This window comes from Kitasatospora sp. NPDC001132, assembly GCF_053598415.1.
Window position 1 is genome coordinate 219,442 of the sequence record NZ_JBSFKF010000010.1, and the last position, 25,269, is coordinate 244,710.

23 protein-coding genes and 1 tRNA gene are annotated in these 25,269 nt (G+C 72.7%); 18 read left to right on the top strand and 6 right to left on the bottom strand.

Annotated features, from left to right (window positions below):
- Window positions 1-137 precede the first annotated feature (137 nt).
- Window positions 138-222 (bottom strand) — tRNA-Leu (locus tag ACWDBE_RS16790).
- 464 nt (window positions 223-686) lie between these two features.
- Here ACWDBE_RS16790 and ACWDBE_RS16795 point away from each other — a divergent pair.
- On the top strand, window positions 687-1,211 hold the full coding sequence (locus ACWDBE_RS16795) for an ATP-binding protein (protein ID WP_449788880.1): 525 nt from the start codon (window positions 687-689) through the stop codon (window positions 1,209-1,211).
- Window positions 1,212-1,297: 86 nt separating this feature from the next.
- Here ACWDBE_RS16795 and idi read toward each other — a convergent pair whose 3' ends face one another.
- On the bottom strand, window positions 1,298-1,951 hold the full coding sequence (gene idi / locus ACWDBE_RS16800; protein ID WP_449808400.1) for an isopentenyl-diphosphate Delta-isomerase: 654 nt from the start codon (window positions 1,949-1,951) through the stop codon (window positions 1,298-1,300).
- A gap of 563 nt (window positions 1,952-2,514) precedes the next feature.
- Between idi and ACWDBE_RS16805 the strand changes: the two genes are divergently transcribed.
- From ACWDBE_RS16805 to ACWDBE_RS16875, 15 genes are all read left to right on the top strand, one after another.
- Window positions 2,515-3,270 (top strand): phosphocholine cytidylyltransferase family protein, encoded by a 756-nt coding sequence (locus ACWDBE_RS16805; RefSeq protein WP_449788755.1) that lies wholly within the window; start codon window positions 2,515-2,517, stop codon window positions 3,268-3,270.
- Window positions 3,258-4,319: an iron-containing alcohol dehydrogenase family protein gene (locus tag ACWDBE_RS16810; RefSeq protein WP_449788754.1), complete on the top strand. Its 1,062-nt coding sequence runs from the start codon at window positions 3,258-3,260 to the stop codon at window positions 4,317-4,319. The genes ACWDBE_RS16805 and ACWDBE_RS16810 overlap by 13 nt, the downstream gene beginning before the upstream one ends.
- Before the next feature lie 91 nt (window positions 4,320-4,410).
- Complete coding sequence (locus ACWDBE_RS16815; protein WP_392875814.1) at window positions 4,411-5,148, top strand: CDP-alcohol phosphatidyltransferase family protein; 738 nt, start codon at window positions 4,411-4,413, stop codon at window positions 5,146-5,148.
- A 50-nt stretch (window positions 5,149-5,198) separates the two neighbouring features.
- Window positions 5,199-6,044 (top strand): glycosyltransferase family 2 protein, encoded by an 846-nt coding sequence (locus tag ACWDBE_RS16820; protein WP_449788879.1) that lies wholly within the window; start codon window positions 5,199-5,201, stop codon window positions 6,042-6,044.
- 154 nt (window positions 6,045-6,198) lie between these two features.
- Complete coding sequence (locus tag ACWDBE_RS16825; protein WP_449788753.1) at window positions 6,199-7,140, top strand: ABC transporter permease; 942 nt, start codon at window positions 6,199-6,201, stop codon at window positions 7,138-7,140.
- Entirely contained in the window at window positions 7,133-7,942 is an 810-nt protein-coding gene (locus ACWDBE_RS16830) for an ABC transporter ATP-binding protein (RefSeq protein WP_449788752.1), read from the top strand. The genes ACWDBE_RS16825 and ACWDBE_RS16830 overlap by 8 nt, the downstream gene beginning before the upstream one ends.
- A 301-nt stretch (window positions 7,943-8,243) precedes the next feature.
- A complete protein-coding gene (gene hpnC / locus ACWDBE_RS16835; protein WP_449808401.1) occupies window positions 8,244-9,206 on the top strand; it encodes a squalene synthase HpnC in 963 nt (320 codons plus the stop codon).
- Between the two features lie 41 nt (window positions 9,207-9,247).
- Entirely contained in the window at window positions 9,248-10,105 is an 858-nt protein-coding gene (hpnD, locus tag ACWDBE_RS16840) for a presqualene diphosphate synthase HpnD (RefSeq protein ID WP_392915230.1), read from the top strand.
- Between the two features lie 127 nt (window positions 10,106-10,232).
- Entirely contained in the window at window positions 10,233-11,666 is a 1,434-nt protein-coding gene (hpnE, locus tag ACWDBE_RS16845) for a hydroxysqualene dehydroxylase HpnE (protein WP_449808402.1), read from the top strand.
- A 191-nt stretch (window positions 11,667-11,857) separates the two neighbouring features.
- The gene (locus ACWDBE_RS16850; RefSeq protein WP_402408534.1) at window positions 11,858-12,946 is read left to right on the top strand and encodes a polyprenyl synthetase family protein; all 1,089 of its coding nucleotides are present in this window, start codon (window positions 11,858-11,860) and stop codon (window positions 12,944-12,946) included.
- Window positions 12,947-12,953: 7 nt separating this feature from the next.
- The gene (shc, locus tag ACWDBE_RS16855; RefSeq protein ID WP_449808403.1) at window positions 12,954-15,035 is read left to right on the top strand and encodes a squalene--hopene cyclase; all 2,082 of its coding nucleotides are present in this window, start codon (window positions 12,954-12,956) and stop codon (window positions 15,033-15,035) included.
- The gene (locus ACWDBE_RS16860; protein ID WP_449788748.1) at window positions 15,032-15,784 is read left to right on the top strand and encodes a 5'-methylthioadenosine/S-adenosylhomocysteine nucleosidase family protein; all 753 of its coding nucleotides are present in this window, start codon (window positions 15,032-15,034) and stop codon (window positions 15,782-15,784) included. The genes shc and ACWDBE_RS16860 overlap by 4 nt, the downstream gene beginning before the upstream one ends.
- Before the next feature lie 2 nt (window positions 15,785-15,786).
- Window positions 15,787-16,815: an adenosyl-hopene transferase HpnH gene (gene hpnH, locus ACWDBE_RS16865; protein ID WP_392875611.1), complete on the top strand. Its 1,029-nt coding sequence runs from the start codon at window positions 15,787-15,789 to the stop codon at window positions 16,813-16,815.
- A 154-nt stretch (window positions 16,816-16,969) separates the two neighbouring features.
- A complete protein-coding gene (gene dxs / locus ACWDBE_RS16870) occupies window positions 16,970-18,880 on the top strand; it encodes a 1-deoxy-D-xylulose-5-phosphate synthase (RefSeq protein ID WP_449788747.1) in 1,911 nt (636 codons plus the stop codon).
- Window positions 18,870-20,270, top strand: coding sequence for an aspartate aminotransferase family protein (locus ACWDBE_RS16875; protein WP_449808404.1), 1,401 nt, complete (start codon window positions 18,870-18,872; stop codon window positions 20,268-20,270). Before dxs ends, ACWDBE_RS16875 begins: the two co-directional genes overlap by 11 nt.
- A 71-nt stretch (window positions 20,271-20,341) precedes the next feature.
- Here ACWDBE_RS16875 and ACWDBE_RS16880 read toward each other — a convergent pair whose 3' ends face one another.
- The gene (locus ACWDBE_RS16880) at window positions 20,342-20,614 is read right to left on the bottom strand and encodes a DUF6343 family protein (RefSeq protein ID WP_449788745.1); all 273 of its coding nucleotides are present in this window, start codon (window positions 20,612-20,614) and stop codon (window positions 20,342-20,344) included.
- A gap of 72 nt (window positions 20,615-20,686) precedes the next feature.
- Here ACWDBE_RS16880 and ACWDBE_RS16885 point away from each other — a divergent pair, with 72 nt between their 5' ends.
- Window positions 20,687-20,965 (top strand): I78 family peptidase inhibitor, encoded by a 279-nt coding sequence (locus ACWDBE_RS16885; protein ID WP_449788744.1) that lies wholly within the window; start codon window positions 20,687-20,689, stop codon window positions 20,963-20,965.
- Window positions 20,966-21,073: 108 nt separating this feature from the next.
- Here the strand turns inward: ACWDBE_RS16885 and ACWDBE_RS16890 are convergent, their stop codons facing one another.
- Window positions 21,074-21,883: a phosphatase PAP2 family protein gene (locus ACWDBE_RS16890; protein ID WP_449808405.1), complete on the bottom strand. Its 810-nt coding sequence runs from the start codon at window positions 21,881-21,883 to the stop codon at window positions 21,074-21,076.
- A gap of 231 nt (window positions 21,884-22,114) precedes the next feature.
- Window positions 22,115-22,882 carry a 3-oxoacyl-ACP reductase FabG gene (gene fabG, locus ACWDBE_RS16895; RefSeq protein ID WP_449808406.1) on the bottom strand — a complete coding sequence of 256 codons (768 nt, stop codon included), beginning with the start codon at window positions 22,880-22,882 and terminating at the stop codon, window positions 22,115-22,117.
- A gap of 443 nt (window positions 22,883-23,325) precedes the next feature.
- Here fabG and ACWDBE_RS16900 point away from each other — a divergent pair, with 443 nt between their 5' ends.
- Window positions 23,326-24,150 (top strand): MarR family winged helix-turn-helix transcriptional regulator, encoded by an 825-nt coding sequence (locus tag ACWDBE_RS16900; protein ID WP_392875632.1) that lies wholly within the window; start codon window positions 23,326-23,328, stop codon window positions 24,148-24,150.
- Between the two features lie 179 nt (window positions 24,151-24,329).
- Here ACWDBE_RS16900 and ACWDBE_RS16905 read toward each other — a convergent pair whose 3' ends face one another.
- Complete coding sequence (locus ACWDBE_RS16905) at window positions 24,330-25,196, bottom strand: aldo/keto reductase (protein WP_449788741.1); 867 nt, start codon at window positions 25,194-25,196, stop codon at window positions 24,330-24,332.
- Window positions 25,197-25,269 lie beyond the last annotated feature (73 nt).

Sequence of the window (25,269 nt, forward strand, 5' to 3'; positions counted from 1 at the left end):
GGAGACGGACGCCACAACGCCCGGAAGGGGGCGGCGGTGGCCGGGAATGATGATCGGGCCGGCCCGACGAAATGGGGCGGGCCGGAAAAACGAAATTCCCCGTGGAGCCTCTCGGCTTCCACGGGGAATTTCGGCTGTGTCCGAGGGGGGACTTGAACCCCCACGCCCGATAAAGGGCACTAGCACCTCAAGCTAGCGCGTCTGCCATTCCGCCACCCGGACCGGGTGTGTGCTTCGGGGGCTCTTTCCTCGCCCCCTCGGCGACAAAGAGAACATTACCAGGGTTCTGGAGTGCTCCTCACCAGCGCTTCCTCGGGGCCACCCCGCCGGACGCCCCGGTGGGGGGCAACGGGGGCCGCGACGCCCGCCCCGCCACCGCCCGCCCCGCCACGGTCCGCCCCGCATCACCCGCCCCACACCACCGGCCCTGCAGGACACCCGCCCCGCACGGCGCCCGCACAGGTTGGTACGCCCGGCCAACACGCTCGAATCCGGATCGAACCGGTGGTGTCCGCGAAGCAACCGGTCGACTCCCGTCCCGTCCGCGGTCGGTTGAGGCCGGAACCGATCCGACACGGGCAACTTGTCGACGGTGCCACGGCCGTGGCGGCGGCTCTCCTAGCCTCTGTGGACCGAGGGCGCCATGAAGCGGATCGCCTGATTCCCGGGTCGCGGACGAAGGGCGGCTGGACGTGGAGCAGATCAGCGGAGCGGCGAAGGCCGAACCGAGACGCGGTGGGCGGGCGGAGGGCTCCGGCGGGACCCGGGCCTCCGCGGGCCCCGCCGAGGGCGTGTGGCGCTTCCCTGCGCCCGCCACCGAGGCCTCGGTGCCGGTGACCCGGCACGCGGTGCGCGACCGCCTGCTGGCGCAGGGCCTGAACGGGGTGCGCTACCAGGAGCTGGTGGACGACCTGCTGCTGATCGTCTCGGAGCTGGTGAGCAACGCGGTGACGCACGCCGCCGAGCTGTCGCCCGAGGTGGTCACCGAGCTGTCGGTGCACCGGGCCTGGGTGCGCGTGTCGGTCGCGGACGGCGATCCGTACCGACCGAAGGCGCTGGAGAACGACACCGGAAGCACCGGCGGGCGCGGCCTGCTGCTGGTGAAGAGCGTCACCCTGCAGGCCGGCGGGGTGTGCGACGTCGAACACACGGGGGAGGGCGGCAAGGTCATCTGGGCCTCGCTGCCCGTCCCCCCGGAGCCCGGACACTGACCGGCCGGACGGTGGACCAGGCCGCCGACCGGAGCGGCCGGGCCGTCCACCGCGGCGGCCCCAGCCGCCGGACGGCTACCGGACGACTACCAGTCCCTCCCGGCGATCTCCCGGATGCCCGGCAGCGCGGCCTCGAAGACCGTCTCGAACCAGACCGAGAACGGCCGCTCCGCCCGCAGCTCCCGCAGTTCCTGCGCGGTCACGAAGGCGACGTCGTCCACCTCCTCCGGGGCCGGCTCGACCGGAGCGGTGACCAGTCCCACGAACAGGTGGTTCCACTCCCGCTCGATCAGCCCGGACGCCTCGTCCGGCAGGTCGTAGCGGACGGTGCCCGCCTCGCACAGCAGCGCCGGTGCGACGCCCAGTTCCTCGGCGGTGCGCCGGGCGGCGGCGACGAACGGCGGCTCGTCCGGGTACGGGTGGCCGCAGCAGGTGTTCGACCAGACGCCGGGGGAGTGGTACTTGCCCAGTGCCCGGCGCTGGAGCAGCAGCCGGCCCTGGCGGTCGAACAGGAAGACCGAGAAGGCCCGGTGCAGCCGGCCCGGCTGCTGGTGGGCCCAGAGCTTCTCGCCGGTGCCGATGGTGACGCCCTCGTCGTCGACCAGTTCCAGCAGGATCTCGGCGCCGGCCTGGGCGGAGCCGGCGGCCCGGGCGTCGACCGTCACATCGGTCTCGACGTCGAGACCGGTGTCGATGTCGGCGGCGAAGTGCGTCGGGTCGGTCGGCAGACTCTGGGGCATGGGGCCTCTTTCGGGAGCGGGAGCAACGGGAGCATCGGGCGTCTCCGACGCACCGGGTGGTGTGCGGCGGACACAGCTTGGGCACCGGCGCCGACGTCGGGGTCCAGTCTGCCGTATGGGTGGCACTCGGCAGGGGTACCACGCACAACCGGACGGATCATGACCTGGAGGCGTCGGAAACCGGCCGGAGAAGGGCCCGGGAAGTCTCTGTAAGGGTCAGGGATTCGCAGAACCGTTCTATGTGCGTTCGGAGTCCGTTCGACCGTTCCGCGGCGTCCCTCAGCGCGCCCCGGGCGGGGCGCAGCGGTCCCCCGGCCGCCCCGCCACTGCTCCGTCCGCCGCCCCGCCCGCCCTCCTGCGGGCCGTCCGGCCTGCGGTCCGGGCCCGCGGGCGCGTTCTGGCCGGTCGCCCTGGTCGCCTACCATCACATACGACACGGTGCCCGGATCTGTGCCGGCACCGGCGCGCCGCCGCCCGGCCCGGTCGAACACCGGCTCGAGGACCAATGGCGCCGCCCTCCGGCACGGCCTTCCGGGCACAGCACGACGGATCAGGAGACCCGCATGATCGGCCTCGTTCTGGCAGCCGGCGCCGGCCGCCGACTGCGCCCGTACACCGACACCCTGCCCAAGGCGCTGGTGCCGGTCGACGGGGAGCGGACCGTCCTGGACCTCACGCTCGGCAACTTCGCCGAGGTCGGACTGAGCGACGCCGCGATCGTCGTCGGCTACCGCAAGGAGGCGGTGTACGACCGCAAGGACGCCCTGGAGAGCAAGTACGGCGTCAAGCTCCACCTGGTCGAGAACGACAAGGCCGAGGAGTGGAACAACGCCTACTCGCTCTGGTGCGCCCGCGAGCTGTTCGCCGAGGGCCTGCTGCTCGCCAACGGCGACACCGTCCACCCGGCCTCCGTCCAGCGCACCATGCTGGAGGGCAACCGGCGACTGACCGAGGCCGGCACCGCCCCCGGCATCCTGCTCGCCCTCGACACGGTCAAGAAGCTCGCCGACGAGGAGATGAAGGTCGTCGTCGACCCGGCCTCCGGGATGCGCCGGATCACCAAGCTGATGGAGCCGGCCGAGGCGACCGGCGAGTACATCGGCGTCACCGTGATCAACCCGTCCGCCGCCGCCGACCTCACCGACGCGCTGCGCGCCACCTACGAGCGCGACCCTCAGCTGTACTACGAGGACGGCTACCAGGAGATGGTGAACCGCGGCCTGCGGATCGACGTGCAGCCGATCGGCGAGGTCTCCTGGGTCGAGGTGGACAACCACGACGACCTGGCGAAGGCGCGGGAGATCGCGTGCCGGTACTGACCCGACTGGTCCCGTCGCCGCTGTTCGTCGAGATCCGCCCGGGCGCGCTGGACGCGCTCGGCGGCATCCTCGCGGACCAGCGGCTGTCGGCCTCGGGCCGGATCGCGGTCGCGATCAGCAACGGCTCCGGCTCGGCCATGCGCCGCCGCCTGGAGCCGGCCCTGCCCGGCGCCGACTGGTACAACGTGGACGACGGCAGCCTGGACAGCGCGGTGCGGCTGGCCGAGGCGATGCGCGGCGGGCACTACGACGCGATCGTCGGCCTCGGCGGCGGCAAGATCATCGACGCCGCCAAGTACGCCGCGGCCCGGGTCGGCCTGCCGCTGGTCGCGGTGGCCACCAACCTGGCCCACGACGGCATCTGCTCGCCGGTCTCCACCCTGGACAACGACGCCGGCCGCGGCTCCTACGGGGTGCCCAGCCCGATCGGCATCGTGGTCGACCTGGACGTGATCCGGCAGGCCCCGCAGCGCTTCGTGGCGGCCGGCGTGGGCGACGTCGTCTCCAACATCTCCGCGTGCGCGGACTGGGAGCTGTCACACGCGGTGACCGGCGAGCCGGTGGACGGGCTGGCCGTGGCGATGGCCCGCTCGGCGGGCGAGAACCTGCTGCGGCATCCGGGGAGCACCCGGGACCAGGACCTCCTGACGGCGCTGGCCGAGGCCCTGGTACTGTCCGGCATCGCGATGAACATCGCGGGCAGCACCCGGCCCTCGTCGGGTGCCTGCCACGAGATCTCGCATGCCCTGGACGTGCTGTACCCCAAGCGGTCCGCCCAGCACGGCGAGCAGGTCGGCCTCGGCGCCGCCTTCGCCAGCTTCCTGCGGGGCGAGCGCGAGCTGACCGGTCTGATCGTGGAGCGCCTGGCGAGCCACGGACTGCCGGTGACCGCCGCTCAGATCGGCTTCAGCGAGGCGGAGTTCACCGAAGCGGTGCACTACGCTCCGAACACCCGACCGGGGCGCTTCACCATCCTCGAACACCTCGACCTCTCCCCTTCCGCAATCAGGGACGCGTACGCCGACTATGTCCAAGCCGTCAACAGCTGACCCCTCCACCGCGGGCGCCGGGCGTCCCCCGGTGGACCTGACCCGCCGGCCCTCGATCGAGGAGCTGCGCGCGGTGATCCACCCGGAGGGCATGCTCCAGCGCCGCAGCGCCGAGCACTGGGCCGGACGCCTGTACATGCGGAAGATCTCGCTGCGGATCACCCGCGTGCTGTCCACCATGACGGCGATCACGCCCAACGGCCTGACGTACCTGATGATGTTCACCGGCATCCTGGCCGGTGCCGCGCTGGTCGTGCCGGGCGTCGCGGGCGCCGTCCTGGGCGCCCTGCTGATCCAGGTCTACCTGCTGCTGGACTGCGTGGACGGCGAGGTGGCCCGCTGGCGCCGGCAGACCTCGCTCACCGGCGTCTACCTGGACCGGGTCGGCCACTACATGTCCGAGGCGGCGCTGCTGACCGGCCTCGGCCTGCGTGCCACCGACCTGCTGCACCGCGAGGGGGCCGGCTCGCACTGGGAGTGGGCCTTCCTCGGCACGCTGGCCGCGCTCGGCGCGATCCTGATCAAGTCCGAGACCGACCTGGTGGACGTGGCCCGGGCCCGCAGCGGCCTGACGGCCGTCGAGGACAGCGCCTCGGTGCCGCGCTCGTCCTCCGTCGCCAAGGCCCGCCGGGCGGCCTCCTTCCTGAAGTTCCACCGCCTGGTCGGCGCGGTCGAGGCCTCGCTGTTCATCCTGGCCGCCGGCGTCGCCGACGCCGTGCACGGCGGACTCCTCTTCACCCGGCTCGCGGTGGTCGTCCTGGCGGCGATCGCGATGCTCCAGACCGTGCTGCACCTGCTGAGCATCGTCCTCTCCAGCAGGCTCCGGTGAACGCGCGGACGGCCGCGGACGACTTCCGCCTCGGCGCCGTGATCATCACCATGGGCAACCGGCCCGCCGAGCTCAACGCCCTGATCGAAGCCGTCCGCGCCCAGGAGGGCCCGGCGGTCGAGCTGGCCGTGGTCGGCCAGGGCGTGACGCTGCCCCCGCTGCCGGAGGGCGTGCGCAGCGTCGAGCTGCCGGAGAACCTCGGCATCCCGGGCGGGCGCAACGTCGGCATCGAGCTGTTCGGCCGGGACGGCGCGGAGGTCGACGCCGTCCTCTTCCTGGACGACGACGGGAACCTGCCGCGCACCGACTCGGCCCGCCTGCTGCGCGAGGCCTTCACCGCCGATCCGGAGCTGGGCATCGTCTCCTTCCGGATCGCCGACCCGGACACCGGGGTCACCCAGCGCCGCCACGTCCCCCGGCTGCGCGCCAGCGACCCGCTGCGCTCGTCCCGGGTGACGACGTTCCTGGGCGGCGCGAGCGCGGTGCGCTGCAAGGTGTTCGAGCAGGCCGGGCAGCTGCCCGCCGAGTTCTTCTACGCCCACGAGGAGACCGACCTCGCGTGGCGCGCGCTGGACGCCGGCTGGGCCATCGACTACCGGGCGGACGTGGTTCTGCACCATCCCACGACCTCGCCCGCCCGTCACGCGAGCTACTTCCACAACGTGGCCCGCAACCGGGTCTGGCTCGCGAGGCGGAACCTTCCGGCCCTGTTGGTGCCTCTCTATCTGGGAACCTGGTTCCTGCTGACCCTGGCCCGCCGCCCCTCCCCGGAGGCGCTGAAGGCCTGGTGGGGCGGATTCCGGGCGGGCTGGCGCGAACCCTGTGGTCCGCGGCGGCCCATGCGGTGGCGTACCGTCTGGCGACTGACCAGGCTGGGCCGACCACCGATCATCTGATCGCATCTGATGACATATGCATCGAATGATCGATCGCTGCGGCCGGTGTCCCCACACCGGCCGGCTCTCCCGAGACCCCAGTGGATCCCCATCGGCGCAGACCGGCGGACCCCGCCGACCGGCCGCCCCGACCGATCCCGCGTGAAGGACGAATGTGTCGACAGTGAGTGAACCCGTCAGCCTCTCGGCCCCCAGGGGGGCGGACGCGGGCCTGACCCCCAAGCAGCTTGCGGACAAGTACGGTCTGAAGGTGAGCGGCGCCCGTCCCGGCCTGTTCGCCTACTCCAAGCAGCTCTGGGCCCGGCGCCACTTCATCTGGGCCTTCGCCACCGCCCGCCTGGTGGCCCAGTACACCAACGCCAAGCTCGGCCAGCTGTGGCAGGTGGTGACCCCGCTGCTCAACTGCGCGGTGTTCTACCTGGTCTTCGGCGTGATCCTGGCGGGCAAGCAGGGCTTCCCGGACAACACCTACATCGCCTGGCTCTGCATCGGCGTGTTCGTCTTCCAGTTCACCCAGAACGCGGTGCAGACCGGCACCCGGGCGATCTCCGACAGCCTCGGGCTGATCCGGGCGCTGCACTTCCCCCGGGCCAGCCTCCCGATCGCCTTCACCGTGATCCAGCTCCAGCAGCTGCTGATCTCCATGGTGGTCCTGGTCGTCACCGTGCTCGCCGCCGGCGTCACCCCGGGCCGGACCTGGCTGCTGATCATCCCGGCGCTGCTCCTGCAGACGCTCTTCAACACCGGCATCTCCCTGGTGATGGCCCGGATCGGCTCCAAGACCAGCGACATCTCCCAGCTCATCCCGTTCGTGATGCGCGCCTGGATGTTCCTGTCCGGTGTGATGTTCAGCATCCAGGACAAGATCACCCACTGGCCGCACTACATCCAGACGCTGATGTCGGCGAACCCGGCGTCGGTCTACATGGACCTGCTGCGGCACGCCTTCGCGCCGGTCATCTACAACCCGCACCAGCCGGTGCACCAGACCCTCCCGCCGCACCAGTGGGCGTACGGCATCGCCTGGGGCGTGGGCATGTTCGTCGTCGGATACGTCTTCTTCTGGAAGGCAGAGGAGGAGTACGGCCGTGGCTGACATCGACCTGAGCACGAGCGCCGCCGTTGCGGACGCGGACGTGGCCCGCGAGCCCACCGTCGTCGTCGACGACGTGCACATCGTCTACAAGGTGCACGGCGCCGGCTCCGGCAAGGGCAGCGCCACCTCGGCGCTGAGCCGCATCATCAGCCGCAAGCGCGCCTCCGGCGTGCGCGAGGTGCACGCGGTCAGGGGCATCAGCTTCACCGCGTACAAGGGCGAGGCGATCGGTCTGATCGGCTCCAACGGCTCCGGCAAGTCGACCATGCTGGCCGCCATCGCGGGCCTGCTGCCGACGGAGAAGGGCGGCATCTACACCAACGGCCAGCCCTCGCTGCTGGGCGTCAACGCCGCGCTGATGAACGAGCTCACCGGTGAGCGCAACGTCATCCTCGGCTGCCTGGCGATGGGCATGACCCCGGCCCAGGTGAAGGCGCGCTACCAGGACATCGTCGACTTCTCGGGCATCAACGACAAGGGCGACTTCATCTCCCTGCCGATGCGCACCTACTCCTCCGGCATGGGCGCCCGGCTGCGCTTCTCGATCGCCGCCGCCAAGACCCACGACGTGCTGCTGATCGACGAGGCCCTCGCCACCGGCGACCAGGCCTTCCAGCAGCGCAGCAAGCGGCGGATCGACGAGCTGCGCGCGTCCGCCGGTACGGTCTTCCTGGTCAGCCACGACAACAACTCGATCCGCGAGGTCTGCGAGCGGACCATATGGATCGAGGCCGGCGAGCTGGTCATGGACGGGCCGACCGAGGAGGTCGTCCAGCGCTACGAGCGCGGCGAGCGGCCGTAGCTCCGGCACTCCCGCAGGGGCCGGTCCCGGATCCTCCGGGGCCGGCCCTTCGTCCTGCGCGCCCCTCGCGCGCCCTCGTGCGCGCCGGGCGGCCCGCCGCCGCGGCGCGAGCGCCCCGTGCCCCGGGCGGGGCGGTCTTCTCCCGCGCGGCCCGGCGTGTCAGCCTGGTGGTGTCGGGGACGGTGTGCCCTGCGTGACGCCCGCGCTCGGACGCGTGTCCGAGTCGGGCCGGTCCTGCCACGCGGTGTAGAACGGGGGAGTGACAGCAGTGTCGGCTTCGGCCCAGCTCAGAGATACGCCGGTGAACGGTTCCGCGGGAGACACCCTCGACAAGGCGGGCGCGGAGAACTTCCCCGTCGCCCCGTTCTTCCTGCCCGCGGCCTGGCGCGACGACCTGATGGCGGTGTACGGCTTCGCCCGCCTGGTCGACGACGCCGGCGACGGCGACCTGGCCGACCCGGCCGCCACCGCCCGCCTGCTCGGGGTCGAGCAGACGCCCCCGGCCACCCCTTCGGACCACTCCGCCCCGCCCACCGCGCAGGAGACCGCCTTCCGGCTCGCCCTGCTCGACGGGCTGGAGCAGGAGCTCGACCGGGTGTTCGAGGCGGCCCTGCGCGCCGCCGGCGGCTCCGCGGCCGCCACGGACCGCCCCCGTCACGCCCTGCTGAGCGCGCTCGTCCCGCTGGTGGACCGGCACGGCCTGACCCCCGAGCCGTTCCGCCGTCTGATCGAGGCCAACCGGGTGGACCAGACCACCTCCCGCTACGCCACCTTCGAGGACCTGCTCGGCTACTGCACCCTGTCCGCCGACCCGGTCGGCCGCCTCGTGCTGGCCATCGCCGGCGTCGCCACCCCCGAGCGGACCGAGCTGTCGGACGCCGTGTGCAGCGGCCTCCAGGTGGTCGAACACATCCAGGACGTGGCCGAGGACCTGGCCCACGGCCGGATCTACCTGCCCGCCGAGGACCTGGCCCGCTTCGGCGTCACCGAGGAGGACCTGGCCGCCCCCCGCGCCTCCGGCGCGGTCCGCGAGCTGATCGCCTTCGAGGCCGAGCGGGCCCGCACCCTGCTCGACCGCGGCGCACCATTGGTAGGTACGGTTCGGGGGAGGCTTCGACTGCTCCTCGCGGGATTCACCGCAGGCGGCTACGCGGCCCTGGCGGCCGTCGAGGACGCCGGGTACGACGTACTCGCCCGGCAGGCGAGGCCGGACAAGCGCCGCCTCGCAGCGAAGGCGGCGGCCATCTTCGCGAAGGGAAGGTGAACGCCCGCGTGGCGGCATCACCACTGGCGTCGGCCCAGGTCATGGCGGCGTACCGGTACTGCGAGGCAGTCACCGGACTGCAGGCGCGCAACTTCAGCTACGGCATCCGGCTGCTGCCCGAACCCAAGCGGCTGGCCATGTCGGCCCTGTACGCCCTGGCCCGCCGGGTGGACGACATCGGCGACGGCGACCTTCCGGACGACCGCAAGGCCGAGGCGCTGCTGCGCACCCGGGAACTGGTGGACGAGGTCCGCTCCGGGGTGGTCGCCGAGGACGACACCGACCCGATCAAGGTCGCCCTGGCCGACGCGGCCCGGCGCTTCCCGATCCCGCTCGGCGGCTTCGACGAGCTGATCGACGGCGTCGAGATGGACCTCAAGGGCGCCGAGTACCAGACCTACGAGGAGCTGAAGGTCTACTGCCGCTGCGTGGCGGGCGCGATCGGCCGGCTCTCGCTGGGCGTCTACGGCTGCGACGACCCCGAGCTCGGGGCGCGCCACGCGGACACCCTGGGCCTGGCGCTGCAGCTCACCAACATCCTGCGCGACCTGCGCGAGGACGCCCTCAACGGCCGTACCTACCTGCCGAGCGAGGACCTGGTCCGGTTCGGCTGCGAGCAGGGCTTCGCCCTGCCCGAGCCGCCGGTCGGCGCGGACTTCACCGGCCTGGTGGCCTTCGAGGCCGCCCGCGCCCAGGCGGCCTTCGAGGAGGGCCTGCGGCTGCTGCCGATGCTCGACCGCCGCAGCCGCGCCTGCACCGCCGCGATGGCCGGGATCTACCACCGCCTGCTCGGCCGGATCGCCGCCGATCCGGAGTCCGTGCTGCGCGGCCGGGTCTCGCTGCCGGGCTGGGAGAAGGCGTACGTGGCGCTTTCCGGGCTCGCCGGGGGGCGTTCTTGATTCTCGCGAGAGTTCTGTCACGCTGTGTCAGCGCGGATCCACCTGCGGATAGTTTTGTGTTGAACGAACGAGGACCGGCTTCAGCGACCGCCCGCGGGCGGTCCACCGACTGCGAGGGGGAGGACCGATGACCGGGCGAGCCGATGCCGCGCGCCCGGCCGCGGTCGTGGTCGGCGGCGGGCTGGCCGGGATCACCACCGCACTGCGCCTCGCCGAGGCGGGCCACCGGGTCACCCTCGCCGAGGCACGGCCCCGGCTCGGCGGACTGGCCTTCTCCTTCCGGCGCGGCGAGCTGACCGTCGACAACGGCCAGCACGTCTACCTGCGCTGCTGCACCGCCTACCGCGGCCTGCTGGAGCGCCTCGGCGCCACCCGGCTGGTCCACCTCCAGGACCGCCTCGACATCCCGGTGCTCTCCGTCTCCGGGCCGCCGGCCGCCCCCGTGCGTACCCTCGGCCGGCTGCGCCGGGCCGGCCTGCCCGTCCCGCTGCACCTGGCCGGAAGCCTGGCCCGCTACCCGCACCTGTCCCCGGCCGACCGCGCCCGGGTGGTCCGCGGCGCGCTCGCCCTGCGGGGCCTGGACCTCGCCGACCCGGCGCTGGACGAGGTCTCCTTCGGCGAGTGGCTGCGCCGCAACGGGCAGAACGCCGCCACCCAGGCCGCCCTGTGGGACCTGGTCGGCGTCGCCACCCTGAACGCCCGGGCCGACCGGGTGTCGCTGGCGCTCGCCGGGATGGTCTTCAAGACCGGCCTGCTCTCCGACCCGGGCGCCTCGGACATCGGCGTCGCCGCCGTCCCGCTCGGCACGATCCACCACGACCGGGCGCTCGCCGAGCTGGAGCGGGCCGGCGTCCGGGTGCTGCTGCGGGCCCGGGTGGCCGAGCTGAAGCCGGCCGTCCCGCAGCACGCCGTCCGGCTGGAGGGCGGGGAACTGCTCACCGCCGACACCGTCGTGCTGGCCGGCGCCCAGGACAGCGCGGTCGCGCTGCTGCCGCCGAACGCGGTCCCCGGGCAGGAGCGGCTGGCCGGCCTCGGCACCGCGCCGATCCTCAACGTGCACGTGATCTACGACCGCAAGGTGCTGCGCCGGCCGTTCTTCGCCGCGCTCGGTTCCCCGGTCCAGTGGGTCTTCGACCGCACCGCGCACTCCGGTCTGGCCGCCACCGCGCTGGGCCACGCCCACCCGGGCGCCCAGTACCTGGCGCTGTCCCAGTCCGCCGCGCAGGACGAGATCGACCTGCCGGTCGCCGAACTACGCCGGCGCTACCTGCCCGAGCTGGGCCGGCTGCTGCCGGCCGCGGCCCGCGCCGAGGTGCTGGACTTCTTCGTCACCCGGGAACGCACCGCGACCTTCGACCCGGCCCCGGGCAACGGGTCGCTGCGCCCCTGCGCCCGCACCGACGTCCCCGGTCTGCTGCTGGCCGGCTCGTGGACGGCCACCGGCTGGCCCGCGACCATGGAGGGGGCCGTGCGCAGCGGCCACGCCGCGGCCGACGCCGCGCTGGCCGCGGCCGGCACCCGGGTGCCGGTGGACCGCGGCGACGGGAGGTGGCCCAGGTGACGGCGGGCCCCGACACCGGAGAGCCCGCCAGAACCGACGGGCGTACCGTCGAGCGCATCGGCGCAACCACCGGCAACGGCCCGTACGGCCGCCCCGGTACCACTGGCACTGGCACTCGGTTCGACACCAGCCGCGCCGACAGCACCCGGCCGCTCCGTGCGGTCCGGCACCACGAGGGAGAGGGAACGCACGTGGAGTCACGCACCGGCTTCGCCGTCGGAGGCACGGCGCACGCCGAACCGGTCTCGGTGCCGGAGCTGCTCGCCCGCAGCCGTACGCTCTGCACCCCGCCGCTACGGGCCGCCGTCGCCCGTTTGGCCGCACCCATGGACACCGTCGCCGCCTACCACTTCGGCTGGATCGACCGCGACGGCACCCCGGTGACGGGGGACGGCGGCAAGGCCGTGCGCCCGGCGCTGGCGCTGCTGTCCGCCCGGGCCGCGGGCGCGCCGGCCGAGGTGGGGGTGCCCGGCGGGGTCGCGGTTGAACTGGTGCACAACTTCTCCCTCCTGCATGATGATCTGATGGACGGTGACGAGACCCGACGGCACCGGGCCACTGCCTGGACGGTCTTCGGGCCGGCCCAGGCGATCCTGGTCGGCGACGCCCTGGCGACGCTCGGCACGGAGGTGCTGCTCGACGCCGCGGTGACCGGCGGCACGAGCGCCACCGACGCCGCGCGGGCCGTGCGGCTGCTCACCACGGCGACCCGCCGGCTGATCGACGGCCAGGCGATGGACGTCGCCTTCGAACAGCGCGACAGCGTCACGGTCGCCGAGTGCCTGGAGATGGAGGGCGGCAAGACGGCGGCACTGCTGGCCGCCGCCTCGGCGATCGGCGCCGTCCTGGCCGGCGCCGACGACAAGGTCTCCGACGCGCTCCAGCGCTACGGCCACCACCTGGGCCTGGCCTTCCAGGCGGTGGACGACCTGCTCGGCATCTGGGGCGCCACCGAGGTCACCGGCAAGCCGCACTGGGGGGACCTGCGCCAGCGCAAGAAGTCCCTGCCGGTGGCCGCCGCGCTGGCCGAGGGCGGAGCGGCCTCGCGCCGGCTCGCCGAGCAGCTGGCCGACCCGAAGGGACGTGGAGAGGAGAGCGAGCCCGAGCTCGCCGCCCGGGCCGCGCTGATCGAGGAGGCCGGCGGCCGTGCCTGGACCCAGGAGGAGGCCCGCCGCCAGCACACGACTGCCCTCGCCGCCCTGGACGAGGTGCCCATGACCGACGAGGTGCGGGAGCACTTCGTCGCACTCGCCGAATTCGTGGTGGTACGAGAGAGGTGACGTTACGTTGACAGCAACCGCGGACGGCCGGCTCGACCCTGAGTACGATTCCGAGCCGGTCGCGGTGGGCGACCGCCCCCCGACCCTGCTGGGTACGGGGCGGTGGCAGCCCGAGGACACCGACCAGCTACGGCCGGCCGGTGAGGCGGAGCTCCGACCGGCCGACGCGCGGGAGGCCCTGGCCCGCGCCACCACCCACCTGCTCTCCCTGCAGTCGTCCGAGGGCTGGTGGAAGGGTGACCTGGAGACCAACGTCACCATGGACGCCGAGGACTTACTGCTCCGCCAGTTCCTGGGGATCCGCACCGAGGAGCAGACCCGCGCCACCGCCGAGTGGATCCGCTCCCAGCAGCGCGAGGACGGCACCTGGTCCACCTTCCACGGCGGGCCGCCCGAACTGTCCACCACCGTCGAGGCCTACGTCGCCCTCAAACTGGCCGGCGACGACCCGGACGCCCCGCACATGCTGGCCGCCGCGCGCTACGTCCGCTCCGCCGGGGGCATCGCGGCCTCCCGGGTGTTCACCCGGATCTGGCTCGCCCTGTTCGGCTGGTGGCCCTGGGAGCGGCTGCCCGAGATGCCGCCCGAGATCATCTTCCTGCCCAAGTGGCTGCCGCTGAACATCTACGCCTTCGGCTGCTGGGCCCGCCAGACGATCGTCCCGCTGACCGTCGTCTCCTCCCACCGCCCGGTCCGTCCGGCCCCCTTCGCGCTCACCGAACTGCACACCGACCCGGACGACCCGTACCCCCACCGGCCGCTCGCCCCCGCCACCACCTGGGACGGCCTCTTCGAGCGCCTCGACAAGGTGCTGCACGCCTACCACCGCCGGGCCTTCCGCCCGCTGCGCCGACTGGCCGTCTCGCAGGCCTGCCGCTGGATCGTCGAACGCCAGGAGGCCGACGGCTGCTGGGGCGGCATCCAGCCGCCCGCCGTCTACTCGCTGATCGCCCTGCACCTGGAGGGCTACGAGCTGGAGCACCCGGTGATGAAGGCCGGGCTCTCCTCCTTCGACCGCTTCACCGTGCACACCGAGGACGGCAAGCGCTGGCTGGAGGCCTGCCAGTCCCCGGTCTGGGACACCTGCCTGGCCACCATCGCCCTGGTCGACGCAGGGGTGCCGGCCGACCACCCGGCGCTGGTCTCCGCCGTCGACTGGATGCTCGGCGAGGAGATCCGCAAGCCCGGCGACTGGGCCGTCCAGCGGCCCGCGCTCGCCCCCGGCGGCTGGGCCTTCGAGTTCGAGAACGACACCTACCCCGACATCGACGACACCGCCGAGGTGGTGCTCGCGCTGCGCCGGGTCGCCCACCCCGACCAGGGCAAGGTCGACGCGGCGATGGACCGGGGCGTGCTGTGGAACCTCGGCATGCAGTCCAAGAACGGCGCCTGGGGCGCCTTCGACGTGGACAACACCAGCACGCTGCCCAACAAGCTGCCGTTCTGCGACTTCGGCGAGGTGGTCGACCCGCCGTCCGCCGACGTCACCGCGCACGTGGTGGAGATGCTCGCCGAGACCGGCCGCGCCCGCGACCCCCGGACCCGGCGCGGCATCGAGTGGCTGCTGCGCAACCAGGAGGCGGACGGCTCCTGGTTCGGCCGCTGGGGCACCAACTACATCTACGGCACCGGCTCGGTGCTGCCCGCGCTGGTCGCGGCCGGCGTCCCCGACGAGCACCCGGCGATCCGCCGGGCGGTGCGCTGGCTGGAGGACCGGCAGAACACCGACGGCGGCTGGGGCGAGGACATGCGCTCCTACGACGACCCGGCGCGCTGGGCCGGGCGCGGCGACTCCACCGCCTCGCAGACCGCCTGGGCGCTGATGGCGCTGCTCGCGGCCGGCGAGGGGCCGCGGGAGCGGGCCAACCCGGCGGTGGAGCGCGGCGTGGAGTGGCTGGTGCGCACCCAGCTGCCCGAGGGCACCTGGGACGAGCCGCAGTTCACCGGCACCGGCTTCCCGTGGGACTTCTCCATCAACTACCACCTGTACCGGCTGGTGTTCCCGGTCACCGCGCTCGGCCGCTACCTCCACGGCACCCCGGGCACGAGCCGGGCCGACGGGGCCCCGGCGATCGGAGCGGCGCGGTGACCACCGCGCCCCTGCTGGTGCTGTGCGCCCTGGGCCCCGAGGTCTGGGCCCTGCGCGGCGGTGACTGGCGGGGCGCGGCCGGCGGGCCCCCGGTGCTGGTGCGCACCGGGGTCGGCCGGCGGCGCGCCGGGCTGGCCGTCCGGCGGCTGCTCGGCTCCGCCCCCACCGGCTACGGCGCCGTGGTGGTGGCCGGCTTCGGCGCGGCGCTCGGCCCCGGCGTGCTGCCCGGCGACGTGGTCGCCGCCGACGGCGTGCGCGACGCCGAGGGCCACCTGTACCCGCTCGACTCCGGGGCGGAGCTCACCCGGGCGCTGAAGGAGCGCGGGCTGACCGTGCACACCGGGGTCCACCACACCGCCGACCACGTGGTGCGCGGCATCGAGCGGCGGGCGCTGCACGTCCAGGGCGCGCTCGCGGTCGACATGGAGGCCGCCGCCGTCCTGGCCGCGCTGTGCGAGGTGCGGCCCGCGCTGCCGACGGCCGTCCTGCGGGTGGTGGTGGACACGCCCGAGCACGAACTGCTGCGGCCCGGCACCCTCCCGGCCGGGGTGCGCGCCTGGCGGACCCTGCGGGCGACGGTACCCGCCCTCGTCGACTGGTACCGGCACGAGCGCGCGCCGGGCTCCGTACGCCTGAACGGCTCCACAGCTTCGAACGGCTCAATGGGTTCGAACGGTTCGACAGATCTGAACGGCTCCACAGACCTGAACCACCCCACATCCTCGACGCTCCCCCAGGAGGCGAGCTAGCCATGGCCATGCCGTTGCGCCAGACCGTGCGGGTCGGCACCTACCTCATGCAGCAGAAGCTGCTCAAGCGCCGGGACAAGTTCCCGCTGATCGTGGAGCTGGAGCCGCTCTTCGCCTGCAACCTCGCCTGCGAGGGCTGCGGCAAGATCCAGCACCCGGCGGGCGTGCTGAAGCAGCGGATGCCCGTCGCCCAGGCGGTCGGCGCGGTCCTGGAGTCAGGTGCCCCGATGGTCTCGATCGCCGGCGGCGAGCCGCTGATGCACCCGCAGATCGACGAGATCGTCCGGCAGCTGGTCGAACGCCGCAAGTACGTGTTCCTCTGCACCAACGCGCTGCTGCTGCGCAAGAAGATCGACAAGTTCAAGCCGTCGCCGTACTTCACCTTCGCCGTGCACATCGACGGCATGCGCGAACGGCACGACGAATCGGTGGCCAAGGAGGGCACCTTCGACGAGGCGGTGGCCGCGATCAAGGAGGCCAAGCGGCGGGGCTTCAGGGTCACCACCAACAGCACCTTCTTCAACACCGACACCCCGCAGACCGTCATCGAGGTGCTGGACTACCTCAACGACGAGCTCAAGGTGGACGAGATGATGATCTCGCCCGCCTACGCCTACGAGAAGGCCCCCGACCAGGAGCACTTCCTCGGCGTCGAGCAGACCAGGGAGCTCTTCCGCAAGGCCTTCGCCGGCGGCAACCGCAACCGCTGGCGGCTCAACCACAGCCCGCTCTTCCTGGACTTCCTGGAGGGCAAGGCCGACTTCGAGTGCACCCCCTGGGGCATCCCCAACTACTCGCTGTTCGGCTGGCAGCGGCCCTGCTACCTGATGGCCGACGGCTACGTGCCGACCTACCGCGAGCTGGTCGAGAAGACCGACTGGAGCAAGTACGGCCGCGGCAGGGACCCGCGCTGCGAGAACTGCATGGCCCACTGCGGCTACGAGCCGACCGCCGTCCTCGCGACGATGGGCTCGCTCCAGCAGTCGCTGCGCGCCATCACCGAGACCGTCAGCGGCAACAAGGGCCGCTGAGCGGGGAGTTGACCCCAAGGTCGGCGCTCCGGCCCGGGCCCCGCGCCCGGGCCGGCTCCGGCCCCGAACCAGGTCCGCCCCCGAACCAGGTCCGGCCCCGAGCCCGGGCCGGGTGGAGGCACCACCGCACCGCTCCGAGTCGTGAGGTGTACCCATGTCACTGCTCTCCCGCGTCACGTCCCCGGCCGAGCTGCGCAAGCTCCCGGCGGTCGAACTCCCGCTGCTCGCCGACGAGATCCGCGACTTCCTGATCGACGCCGTCACCCGCACCGGCGGCCACCTCGGGCCCAACCTCGGAGTGGTGGAGCTCACCATCGCGCTGCACCGGGTCTTCGACTCGCCGTACGACCGGATCGTCTTCGACACCGGCCACCAGAGCTACGTCCACAAACTGCTCACCGGCCGCCAGGACTTCAGCCGGCTGCGGATGCGCGGCGGGCTCTCCGGGTACCCCTCGCGGGGCGAGTCCGAGCACGACCTGGTCGAGAACTCGCACGCCTCCACCGCGCTCTCCTACGCCGACGGCCTGGCCAAGGCCGCCCGACTGCTCGGCCAGCACGACCGGCACACCGTCGCCGTGATCGGCGACGGCGCGCTCACCGGCGGACTCGCCTGGGAGGCGCTCAACAACATCGCCGAGGCGCGCGACCGGCCGCTGGTCATCGTCGTCAACGACAACGAGCGCTCCTACGCCAGGACCATAGGCGGCCTCGCCAACCACCTGGCCACCCTGCGCACCACCCAGGGCTACGAGCGCTTCCTCGCCCTCGGCAAGGAGGCCCTGCAGCGCACCCCGCTGGTCGGCCAGCCGATCTTCGACGCGCTGCACGGCGCCAAGAAGGGCTTCAAGGACGCCTTCGCCCCACAGGGCATGTTCGAGGACCTCGGCCTCAAGTACCTCGGACCGATCGACGGCCACGACCTGGGCGCGGTCGAACAGGCGCTGCGTCAGGCCCGCAACTTCGGCGGGCCGGTCATCGTGCACTGCCTGACCGTCAAGGGGCGCGGCTACCGGCCGGCCGAGCAGGACGAGGCCGACCGCTTCCACGCCGTCAACCCGATCGACCCGTACACCTGCCTGCCGGTCTCGCCCAGCGGCGGCGTCTCCTGGACCTCGGTGTTCGGGGACGAGCTGCTCACCCTCGGCGCCGAGCGGCCGGACCTGGTGGCGATCACCGCGGCCATGCTCCAGCCGGTGGGCCTGGCCCCGTTCGCCAAGGCCTACCCGGAGCGGACCTTCGACGTCGGGATCGCCGAGCAGCACGCCGTCACCAGCGCGGCGGGGCTGGCCACCGGCGGGCTGCACCCGGTGGTCGCGGTGTACGCCACCTTCCTGAACCGGGCCTTCGACCAGGTGCTGATGGACGTCGCCCTGCACAGGCTGGGCGTCACCTTCGTCCTCGACCGCTCCGGGGTGACCGGGCCGGACGGCGCCTCCCACAACGGCATGTGGGACATGTCGATCCTCCAGGTCGTCCCCGGCCTGCGGCTCGCCGCGCCGCGCGACGCCGAACAGCTGCGCGCCCAGTTGCGCGAGGCCGTCGAGGTCAAGGACGCCCCGACCGTGGTGCGCTTCCCCAAGGGGAACATCGGGCCCGCGGTGCCGGCCGTCGAGCGGATCGGCGCGGTGGACGTGCTGCTGCGCACCGGGCGGGCGCCGGAGATCCTGCTGGTCGCGGTCGGCACCACCGCCCCCGCCTGCCTGGACGCGGCCCGGCTGCTGCTCGCCGAGGGCTTCACCGCGACCGTGGTCGACCCGCGCTGGGTCAAACCCGTCGACCCGGTGCTGCCCGAACTGGCCGCCGCCCACCGGCTGGTGGTCACCGTCGAGGACAACGGCCGGACCGGGGGCGTCGGCTCGGCCGTCGCCCAGGCGCTGCGCGACGCCGACGTGGACGTGCCGGTGCGGGTGCTCGGCCTGCCCCAGGAGTTCCTCGACCACGCCTCGCGCGGGGAGATCCTGGAGGAGGCCGGGCTGACCGGGACCGGGGTCGCCGCCCAGACCGCCGTCTTCGCCAAGAACCTGCTACCGACCCGAGGAGCGAACCCGCGCCATGCCGGCTGAACCAGACCGCCCCGCCTTCGACCTCGCCGCGCTGATCGCCGAACGCGGCGGCGAGCGCTACGAGCTGCACGGCCGCTACCTCAACCCGCAGCTGCCTCGGATGCTGCACACCATCGGCTTCGACAAGTACTACGAGCGCGCCCGGGGCCAGTACTTCTACGACGCCGAGGGCAACGAGTACCTCGACATGCTGGCCGGCTTCGGCATCTTCGCGCTCGGCCGCCACCATCCCGTGGTGCGCTCGGCCGTCCAACAGGTGATGGACCTCGACCTGCCCGACCTGGTCCGCTTCGACTGCTCGCCGCTGCCCGGGCTGCTGGCCGAGCGGCTGCTGTCGTACGCGCCCGGGCTGGACCGGGTGTTCTTCGGCAACAGCGGCACCGAGGCGGTGGAGACCGCGCTCAAGTTCGCCCGCTACGCCACCGGACGCCGGCGGATCCTCTACGCTGACCACGCCTTCCACGGGCTGACCACCGGCTCGCTCTCGGTCAACGGGGAGAGCGGCTTCCGCAAGGGCTTCGACCCGCTGCTGCCGGACACCGCCATCCCGCTCGGCGATCTCGGCGCGCTGGCCAAGGAGCTGAAGCGCGGCGACGTCGCGGGGCTGATCGTCGAGCCGATCCAGGGCAAGGGCGTCCAGGCGCCGCCGCCCGGCTGGCTGCGGGCCGCCCAGGCGCTGCTCCACGAGCACCGGGCGCTGCTGATCTGCGACGAGGTGCAGACCGGCATCGGCCGCACCGGCGAGTTCTTCGCCTACCAGCACGAGGACGGCGTGCTGCCCGACCTGGTCTGCGCGGCCAAGGCGCTGTCCGGCGGGTACGTGCCGGTCGGGGCCACGCTCGGCAAGAGCTGGATCTTCGAGAAGGTGTACTCCTCGATGGACCGGGTGCTGGTGCACTCGGCCAGCTTCGGGTCCAACGCCCAGGCCATGGCGGCCGGGCTGGCGACCCTGGAGGTGATGCGCGACGAGCAGGTGGTGGAGAACGCACGCAAGGTCGGCGACCACTTCCGCGAACGGCTGGCCGCACTGGTCGACGAGTACGAGCTGCTCGCCGAGGTGCGCGGGCGCGGGCTGATGATCGGGATCGAGTTCGGCCGGCCCAAGTCGCTCAAGCTGCGCACCGGTTGGGCCGCGCTCCAGGCGGCGCGCAAGGGGCTGTTCGCGCAGATGGTGGTGGTGCCGCTGCTGCAGCGGCACCGCATCCTGACCCAGGTCTCCGGGGACCACCTGGAAGTGATCAAACTGATCCCGCCGCTGATCATCACCGAGCACGACGTGGACCGGTTCGTGGACGCATTCACCGCGATCATGGACGAGGCCCACCGGGGGAGCGGACTGATGTGGGACTTCGGGCGCACCCTGGTCAAGCAGGCCGTCGCCGGCCGCTGAGGCGGGGGCCGCGGGTGGCGCGGAGTGGGAAGCCGGCCCGGCGGACTTCCCACTCCGTGGGAGACACCGCGTCAGAGCTCGGTCCGGCGACGCCGGATGACCACCACGAGATCGACGACGGCGAACAGGGTGAGCAGGCCGCAGGCCACCGCGAACCCGGTGAGGGTGCCCCGGCTGGGTGCGCCGGAGGCGGGCGAGGCCGCCGCCCAGAGCGCGAAGCCCACCGTGGCCAGTGCGAACAGCGGCGTGAAGGTGAGCGAGAGCAGGTAGCGGAGCTTGAGGTCGCTGCGGGCGGTGGCCGGCTCGGTGCCGCTGCGCCACCGGCGCGGGATGGTGGTGCGCATGCCTTCACCTCCGGACCGCACGGTCGGGCTACGATTCCAGCGTACGTCCGAGGGACCAGCCGGGGAGGCGCCATGTCGGGTTCGGACGCGGATTCGGACGCGGGCTCGGACGCGGCGGGCTCGGGCGTAGGCGCGGGCCCGGGCGCGGGTTCCGGCTCGGGTGAGGTCGGTCCGGACGGCGAGGGGTACGCGGGGCTGCGGATCGAGCGGGCCCGGGAGCTGGCCCGGCGGCACGGCTGGGCTTCGGTCCGGGTACTGGAGCCGGGGGACCTGATGACCATGGAGTACCGGCACGGGCGGCTCAACCTCGCGGTTCGCGACGGGGTGGTCGAGCGCAGCTGGGAGGGATAGGTCCGGGGGCGCCGGGCCGGCTGCCGTCCGGGTCGGTGCGGGCCGCCCGGGCGCAGGTCGGTGCGGGTTCGGGCGGCTCGGGCGGTTCGGGTTCGGGGTGGCCGGGGTTCAGCCGGGCAGGTGGCGGTGGGCGAAGCGCCGGTGGAGCCGCTGTTCGGCGGCGGCGACCAGGGGTTCCAGCAGTGGCAGGGAGAGCAGGACGAGCAGTCCGGCGGCCCAGCCGGCCAGGACGTCGGTGACCCAGTGGGTGCCCAGGTAGACCGTGGTCAGGCCGATCGAGCAGGCGGTGGCGGCGGCGATCAGCGCGCCGGTGCGCCGCCAGCGGACGGCGAGGTAGGCGAGCACCCCCCAGGTGACCACCGCGTTGGCGGTGTGGCCGGAGGGGAAGATGGTGCCGCCGGAGAAGAGCTCGGGTGAGCCGACGTACTGGGCGTAGTGCGGGCCGAGCCGGCCGGTGACGATCTTGACCGCGCCGACGGTGACGTTGAGCAACAGCAGTGCGATGCCCATGACCAGCAGCGGGCGCACCCGGCCGAGGCGGTGGGCCCGCCAGCCGAGCCAGATGAAGGCGGCGATCGCCGAGGGGCCGCGCTGCCCGGCGACCACCCAGGTGTCGAGCAGCGGCTCCAGCCGGGGCCACCGCTCGTAGGGGCGCAGCAGCCGGACCGACCAGTCGAGGTCGACCAGCGCGGTGTTGAGCAGGACCCCGGCCAGCACCAGCAGGTAGCCGGCGAGGGTGACGGCGAGCAGGGCGGCCCGGCGGCGGCTCATCGGGGGCCAGCCGGGCTCGCGGGGCTCGGCGCCGACCGGGGCGAGGGGCCGCGAGGGGGTGGTGGGGCGTTCCCGGCGGCCGGTTTCCGCGGTGGGACGCCCCGGCCCCTGGCGCGGAATGGGAGCGGGGGTACTTCTGGATTGCACGGGGTGACCTTACCCAGCCGGACAGGGCTATTCCGGTGGTAATTGTCATTTTCCCGGGAAATCGACAATCGGGTCGAATCGGGGCGGCTCGGGGGGTGATTTCCGCTATTCCGGGATCGAATGTCAGTGTGGTCGTCGAATGCTTCTGCAAAAGCGCCGGTAAAGCAAGCGGAGTGGGAGGCCGGTGCGCCCGGCTTCCCACTCCGTGGTAACCCTGTGTAGGTTCCGTGCTCAGTCGAGGGGGCCGCCCGCGACGTAGATCACCTGGCCGGAGACGAAGCCGGCGTCCTCGCTCGCGAGGAACGAGATGGTGTGGGCGACGTCCTCAGGCCGACCGACCCGCTGGACCGGGATCTGGGAGGCCGCAGCCCGCTTGAAGTCTTCGAAGTCCATGCCGACCCGGGCGGCGGTGGCAGCTGTCATGTCCGTGGCGATGAAGCCCGGGGCGACCGCGTTGGCCGTGATGCCGAACTTGCCAAGCTCGATGGCCAAAGTCTTGGTGAAGCCCTGGAGACCGGCCTTGGCAGCCGAGTAGTTGGCCTGGCCGCGGTTGCCCTGGGCCGAGGAGGAGGACAGGTTGACGATGCGGCCGAAACCGGCGTCGACCATGTGCTTCTGCACCGCGCGGGTCATCAGGAAGGCGCCGCGGAGGTGAACGTTCATCACCGTGTCCCAGTCGGACTCGGACATCTTGAAGAGCAGGTTGTCGCGGAGCACGCCCGCGTTGTTCACCAGGACGACCGGGGCGCCGAGCTCGGCGGCCACCCGGTCGACGGCGGCCTGGACCTGCTCGGCGTCCGAGACGTCGGCGCCGACGGCCAGCGCCCGGCCGCCGGCGGCGGTGATCCGGTCGACGGTCTCCCTGCCCGCCGTCTCGTCCAGGTCCAGGACGGCGACCGCGTAGCCGTCGGCGGCCAGCCGGACGGCGGTGGCGGCGCCCAGACCGCGGGCGGCGCCGGTGACGACGGCGACCCGGGGGGCGGTGCTCTGCTCGGTCATGCTCGCTCTCGTCTCTCTCGGTTGCCTCCCGGGGAGAGCCCCCGGAGAGGGTGGCCACACCCTACCGGCGGGTAGGGGGCACGGCCAGGGTGGAGAGACGCAGGTGACGGTGGGTAAGGACCGACCGGTCGGCTTTCTGCTGAGAACGGGTTACTGCAAGGCCTTCGCAGCCCGTAAATATGCCAATGTTGCCGAACCTGCGTCTACTATCCGCCCCTGCCTGCCAGCAAGGGCCCGCCGTTTGTATAGTGTCCGCCAGCAGCCACCGGCTGCACGGCTGGAGCGCCCTCCCTCATAGCTGGACGCCCACTCGCCGTTACTGCCCCACCCGGGTGTCCCACACACACCGGGTGTGACATCGGGACGGATACATGGTGCTGGGGGAGATCCCGACAACCCGCGTGTCTGCGCGACTTCAGCAGTCGCCCGGACACCTCATTCGCGTGGCACAGCAGGTTCACACCCGCTTGTGGTCCGAACACGTCGGAGCCGATCTCACGGCTCCGCAGTTCGCCGTGCTGCTGGTCCTGGCCCTGGAGCCGGGTGCTGACCAGCGGACGGTCGGCGAGCGTGCCTCGCTGGACAAGGCCACGATGGCCGAGATGGTCGCGCGGCTGGTCCGCCGCGGCCTGGTGCTGCGCAGGCGCGACCCGGCCGACGGCCGGCGCAAGCTGCTGGCGCTCTCGCAGAGCGGAGCCCAGGCGGTGCGCGAGGCCACCGGTGGTGTGGTCCGCGTGCAGCGCGTCCTGTTCGAGCCGCTCACGGCGGAGGAACAGGTCGAGATCGTCCGGGTGATGGCCAAGATAGCCAGGCTGGAGCCCGCGGCGGTCGCCGTCATCACCGACGCGCGGCCGATACTGGACGCCCAACGGGCGATCGGCTACCTGATCAGGGTGAGCCAGCAGGTGCACACCAAGCTCTGGTCGGAGCACGTGGGCGTCGAGCTCACGGCTCCGCAGTACGCGGTGCTGGACGCGCTGGAGCTGGAACCGGGCGCCGACCAGCGCACGGTCGGCGAGCTCGCCTCGCTGGACAAGGCCACGATGGCCGAGATGGTCAGCCGGCTGGTGCGCCGCGGTCTGGTGCAGCGTCGGCGCGACCCCTCGGACGGACGGCGCAACCTGCTCTCGCTCTCACCGGCGGGACAGGACCTGCTGCACCGCTCGGCCGCCGGGGTGGCCGAGGTCCAGCGGCTGCTGCTGGCGCCGCTGGAGGAGGGCGAGCACGAGGCCGCGCTCGCGCTCGTCGCGAAGGCGGCCAGGCTCTAGGTCAAAACTTCGCCGCAGTAGCCAAAACGATTCGCCAAAACGCTGAGGGTCCATGTCATGGGCTTCGGCGGATCGGGGCACACCGAAGGCCGCCCACTCCCGTAGTGGTGCGGGCGGTCTTCGCGTGACTGGGCGTCAGGCGGTTCGGGGGCCCGGCTGCCGGGCCCCCGGGCCGGGCGTCAGTTCCAGTCGAACTCCTGCGGGTCCGGGCCGATCCGCTTGCCGGTGGCCACGGCGGCGATCGCAGTGAGGTCCTCGGCGTCCAGCTCGAAGCCGGTGACGTCCAGGTTCTCGCGGATCCGGGACGGGGTGACCGACTTCGGGATGGCGATCACGCCGTTCTGGAGGTGCCAGCGCAGCACCACCTGGGCGACGGTGCGGCCGTGCTTCTCGGCGATCTTCGCCAGCGCGGGCTCGGCGAGCAGCTCCTTGCCCTGGCCCAGCGGGCTCCACGCCTCGGTGGCGATGCCGTGCTCGGCGTGGAAGGCGCGCAGCTCCGTCTGCGGGAAGTACGGGTGCAGCTCGACCTGGTTCAGGACCGGGGCGACGGTGGCCTCGTCGAGCAGGCGGGTCAGCTGCTCGGTGCCGAAGTTGGAGACGCCGATCGACCTGACCCGGCCGTCCGCCTTCAGCTGCTCGAACGCCTTCCAGATGTTCAGGTAGCTGTCGCCGTGCATCGGGCGCGGCCAGTGGATCAGGTAGAGGTCGAGCTGCTCGAGGCCGAGCTTGGCCAGCGAGGCGTCGAACTCGCGCAGCACCGCGTCGCGGCCCTGCTCGCCGGACCAGTCGCGGGTGCCCGAGTTCCACAGCTTGGTGGTGATGTAGAGGTCCTCGCGGGCCACGCCGCCCGCCAGTGCCTCGGCGATCGCCGCGCCGGTGCCGGCCTCGTTCTCGTAGATGGCCGCCGTGTCGATGGAGCGGTAGCCCGCCTCGATCGCGGCGCGGACGGCCGGGGTGGCCTCTGCGTCCGGGACCTGCCACACGCCGAAGCCGAGCTGCGGGATCTGCGCGCCGTCGTTGAGAGTGACGGTGGGGATGGTGCTCACGGGAAGGGGTGCCCTCCTGATTGTCCTGTGGTTCCAGTGGGGGCAACTGGTGCCCCGGTGTGATTGTTCCCGC

Excerpts from the sequence above, each read along its gene's own strand:
- ACWDBE_RS16880 (WP_449788745.1), bottom strand. The coding sequence starts at position 20,614 with ATGCGCACCACCATCCCGCGCCGGTGGCGCAGCGGCACCGAGCCGGCC.
- hpnE (WP_449808402.1), top strand. The coding sequence starts at position 10,233 with ATGACCGGGCGAGCCGATGCCGCGCGCCCGGCCGCGGTCGTGGTCGGC.
- ACWDBE_RS16820 (WP_449788879.1), top strand. The coding sequence starts at position 5,199 with ATGGGCAACCGGCCCGCCGAGCTCAACGCCCTGATCGAAGCCGTCCGC.
- ACWDBE_RS16805 (WP_449788755.1), top strand. The coding sequence starts at position 2,515 with ATGATCGGCCTCGTTCTGGCAGCCGGCGCCGGCCGCCGACTGCGCCCG.
- dxs (WP_449788747.1), top strand. The coding sequence starts at position 16,970 with ATGTCACTGCTCTCCCGCGTCACGTCCCCGGCCGAGCTGCGCAAGCTC.
- fabG (WP_449808406.1), bottom strand. The coding sequence starts at position 22,882 with ATGACCGAGCAGAGCACCGCCCCCCGGGTCGCCGTCGTCACCGGCGCC.
- hpnD (WP_392915230.1), top strand. The coding sequence starts at position 9,248 with ATGGCGGCGTACCGGTACTGCGAGGCAGTCACCGGACTGCAGGCGCGC.
- idi (WP_449808400.1), bottom strand. The coding sequence starts at position 1,951 with ATGCCCCAGAGTCTGCCGACCGACCCGACGCACTTCGCCGCCGACATC.
- ACWDBE_RS16885 (WP_449788744.1), top strand. The coding sequence starts at position 20,687 with ATGTCGGGTTCGGACGCGGATTCGGACGCGGGCTCGGACGCGGCGGGC.
- ACWDBE_RS16815 (WP_392875814.1), top strand. The coding sequence starts at position 4,411 with ATGCTCCAGCGCCGCAGCGCCGAGCACTGGGCCGGACGCCTGTACATG.
- ACWDBE_RS16875 (WP_449808404.1), top strand. The coding sequence starts at position 18,870 with ATGCCGGCTGAACCAGACCGCCCCGCCTTCGACCTCGCCGCGCTGATC.
- hpnH (WP_392875611.1), top strand. The coding sequence starts at position 15,787 with ATGGCCATGCCGTTGCGCCAGACCGTGCGGGTCGGCACCTACCTCATG.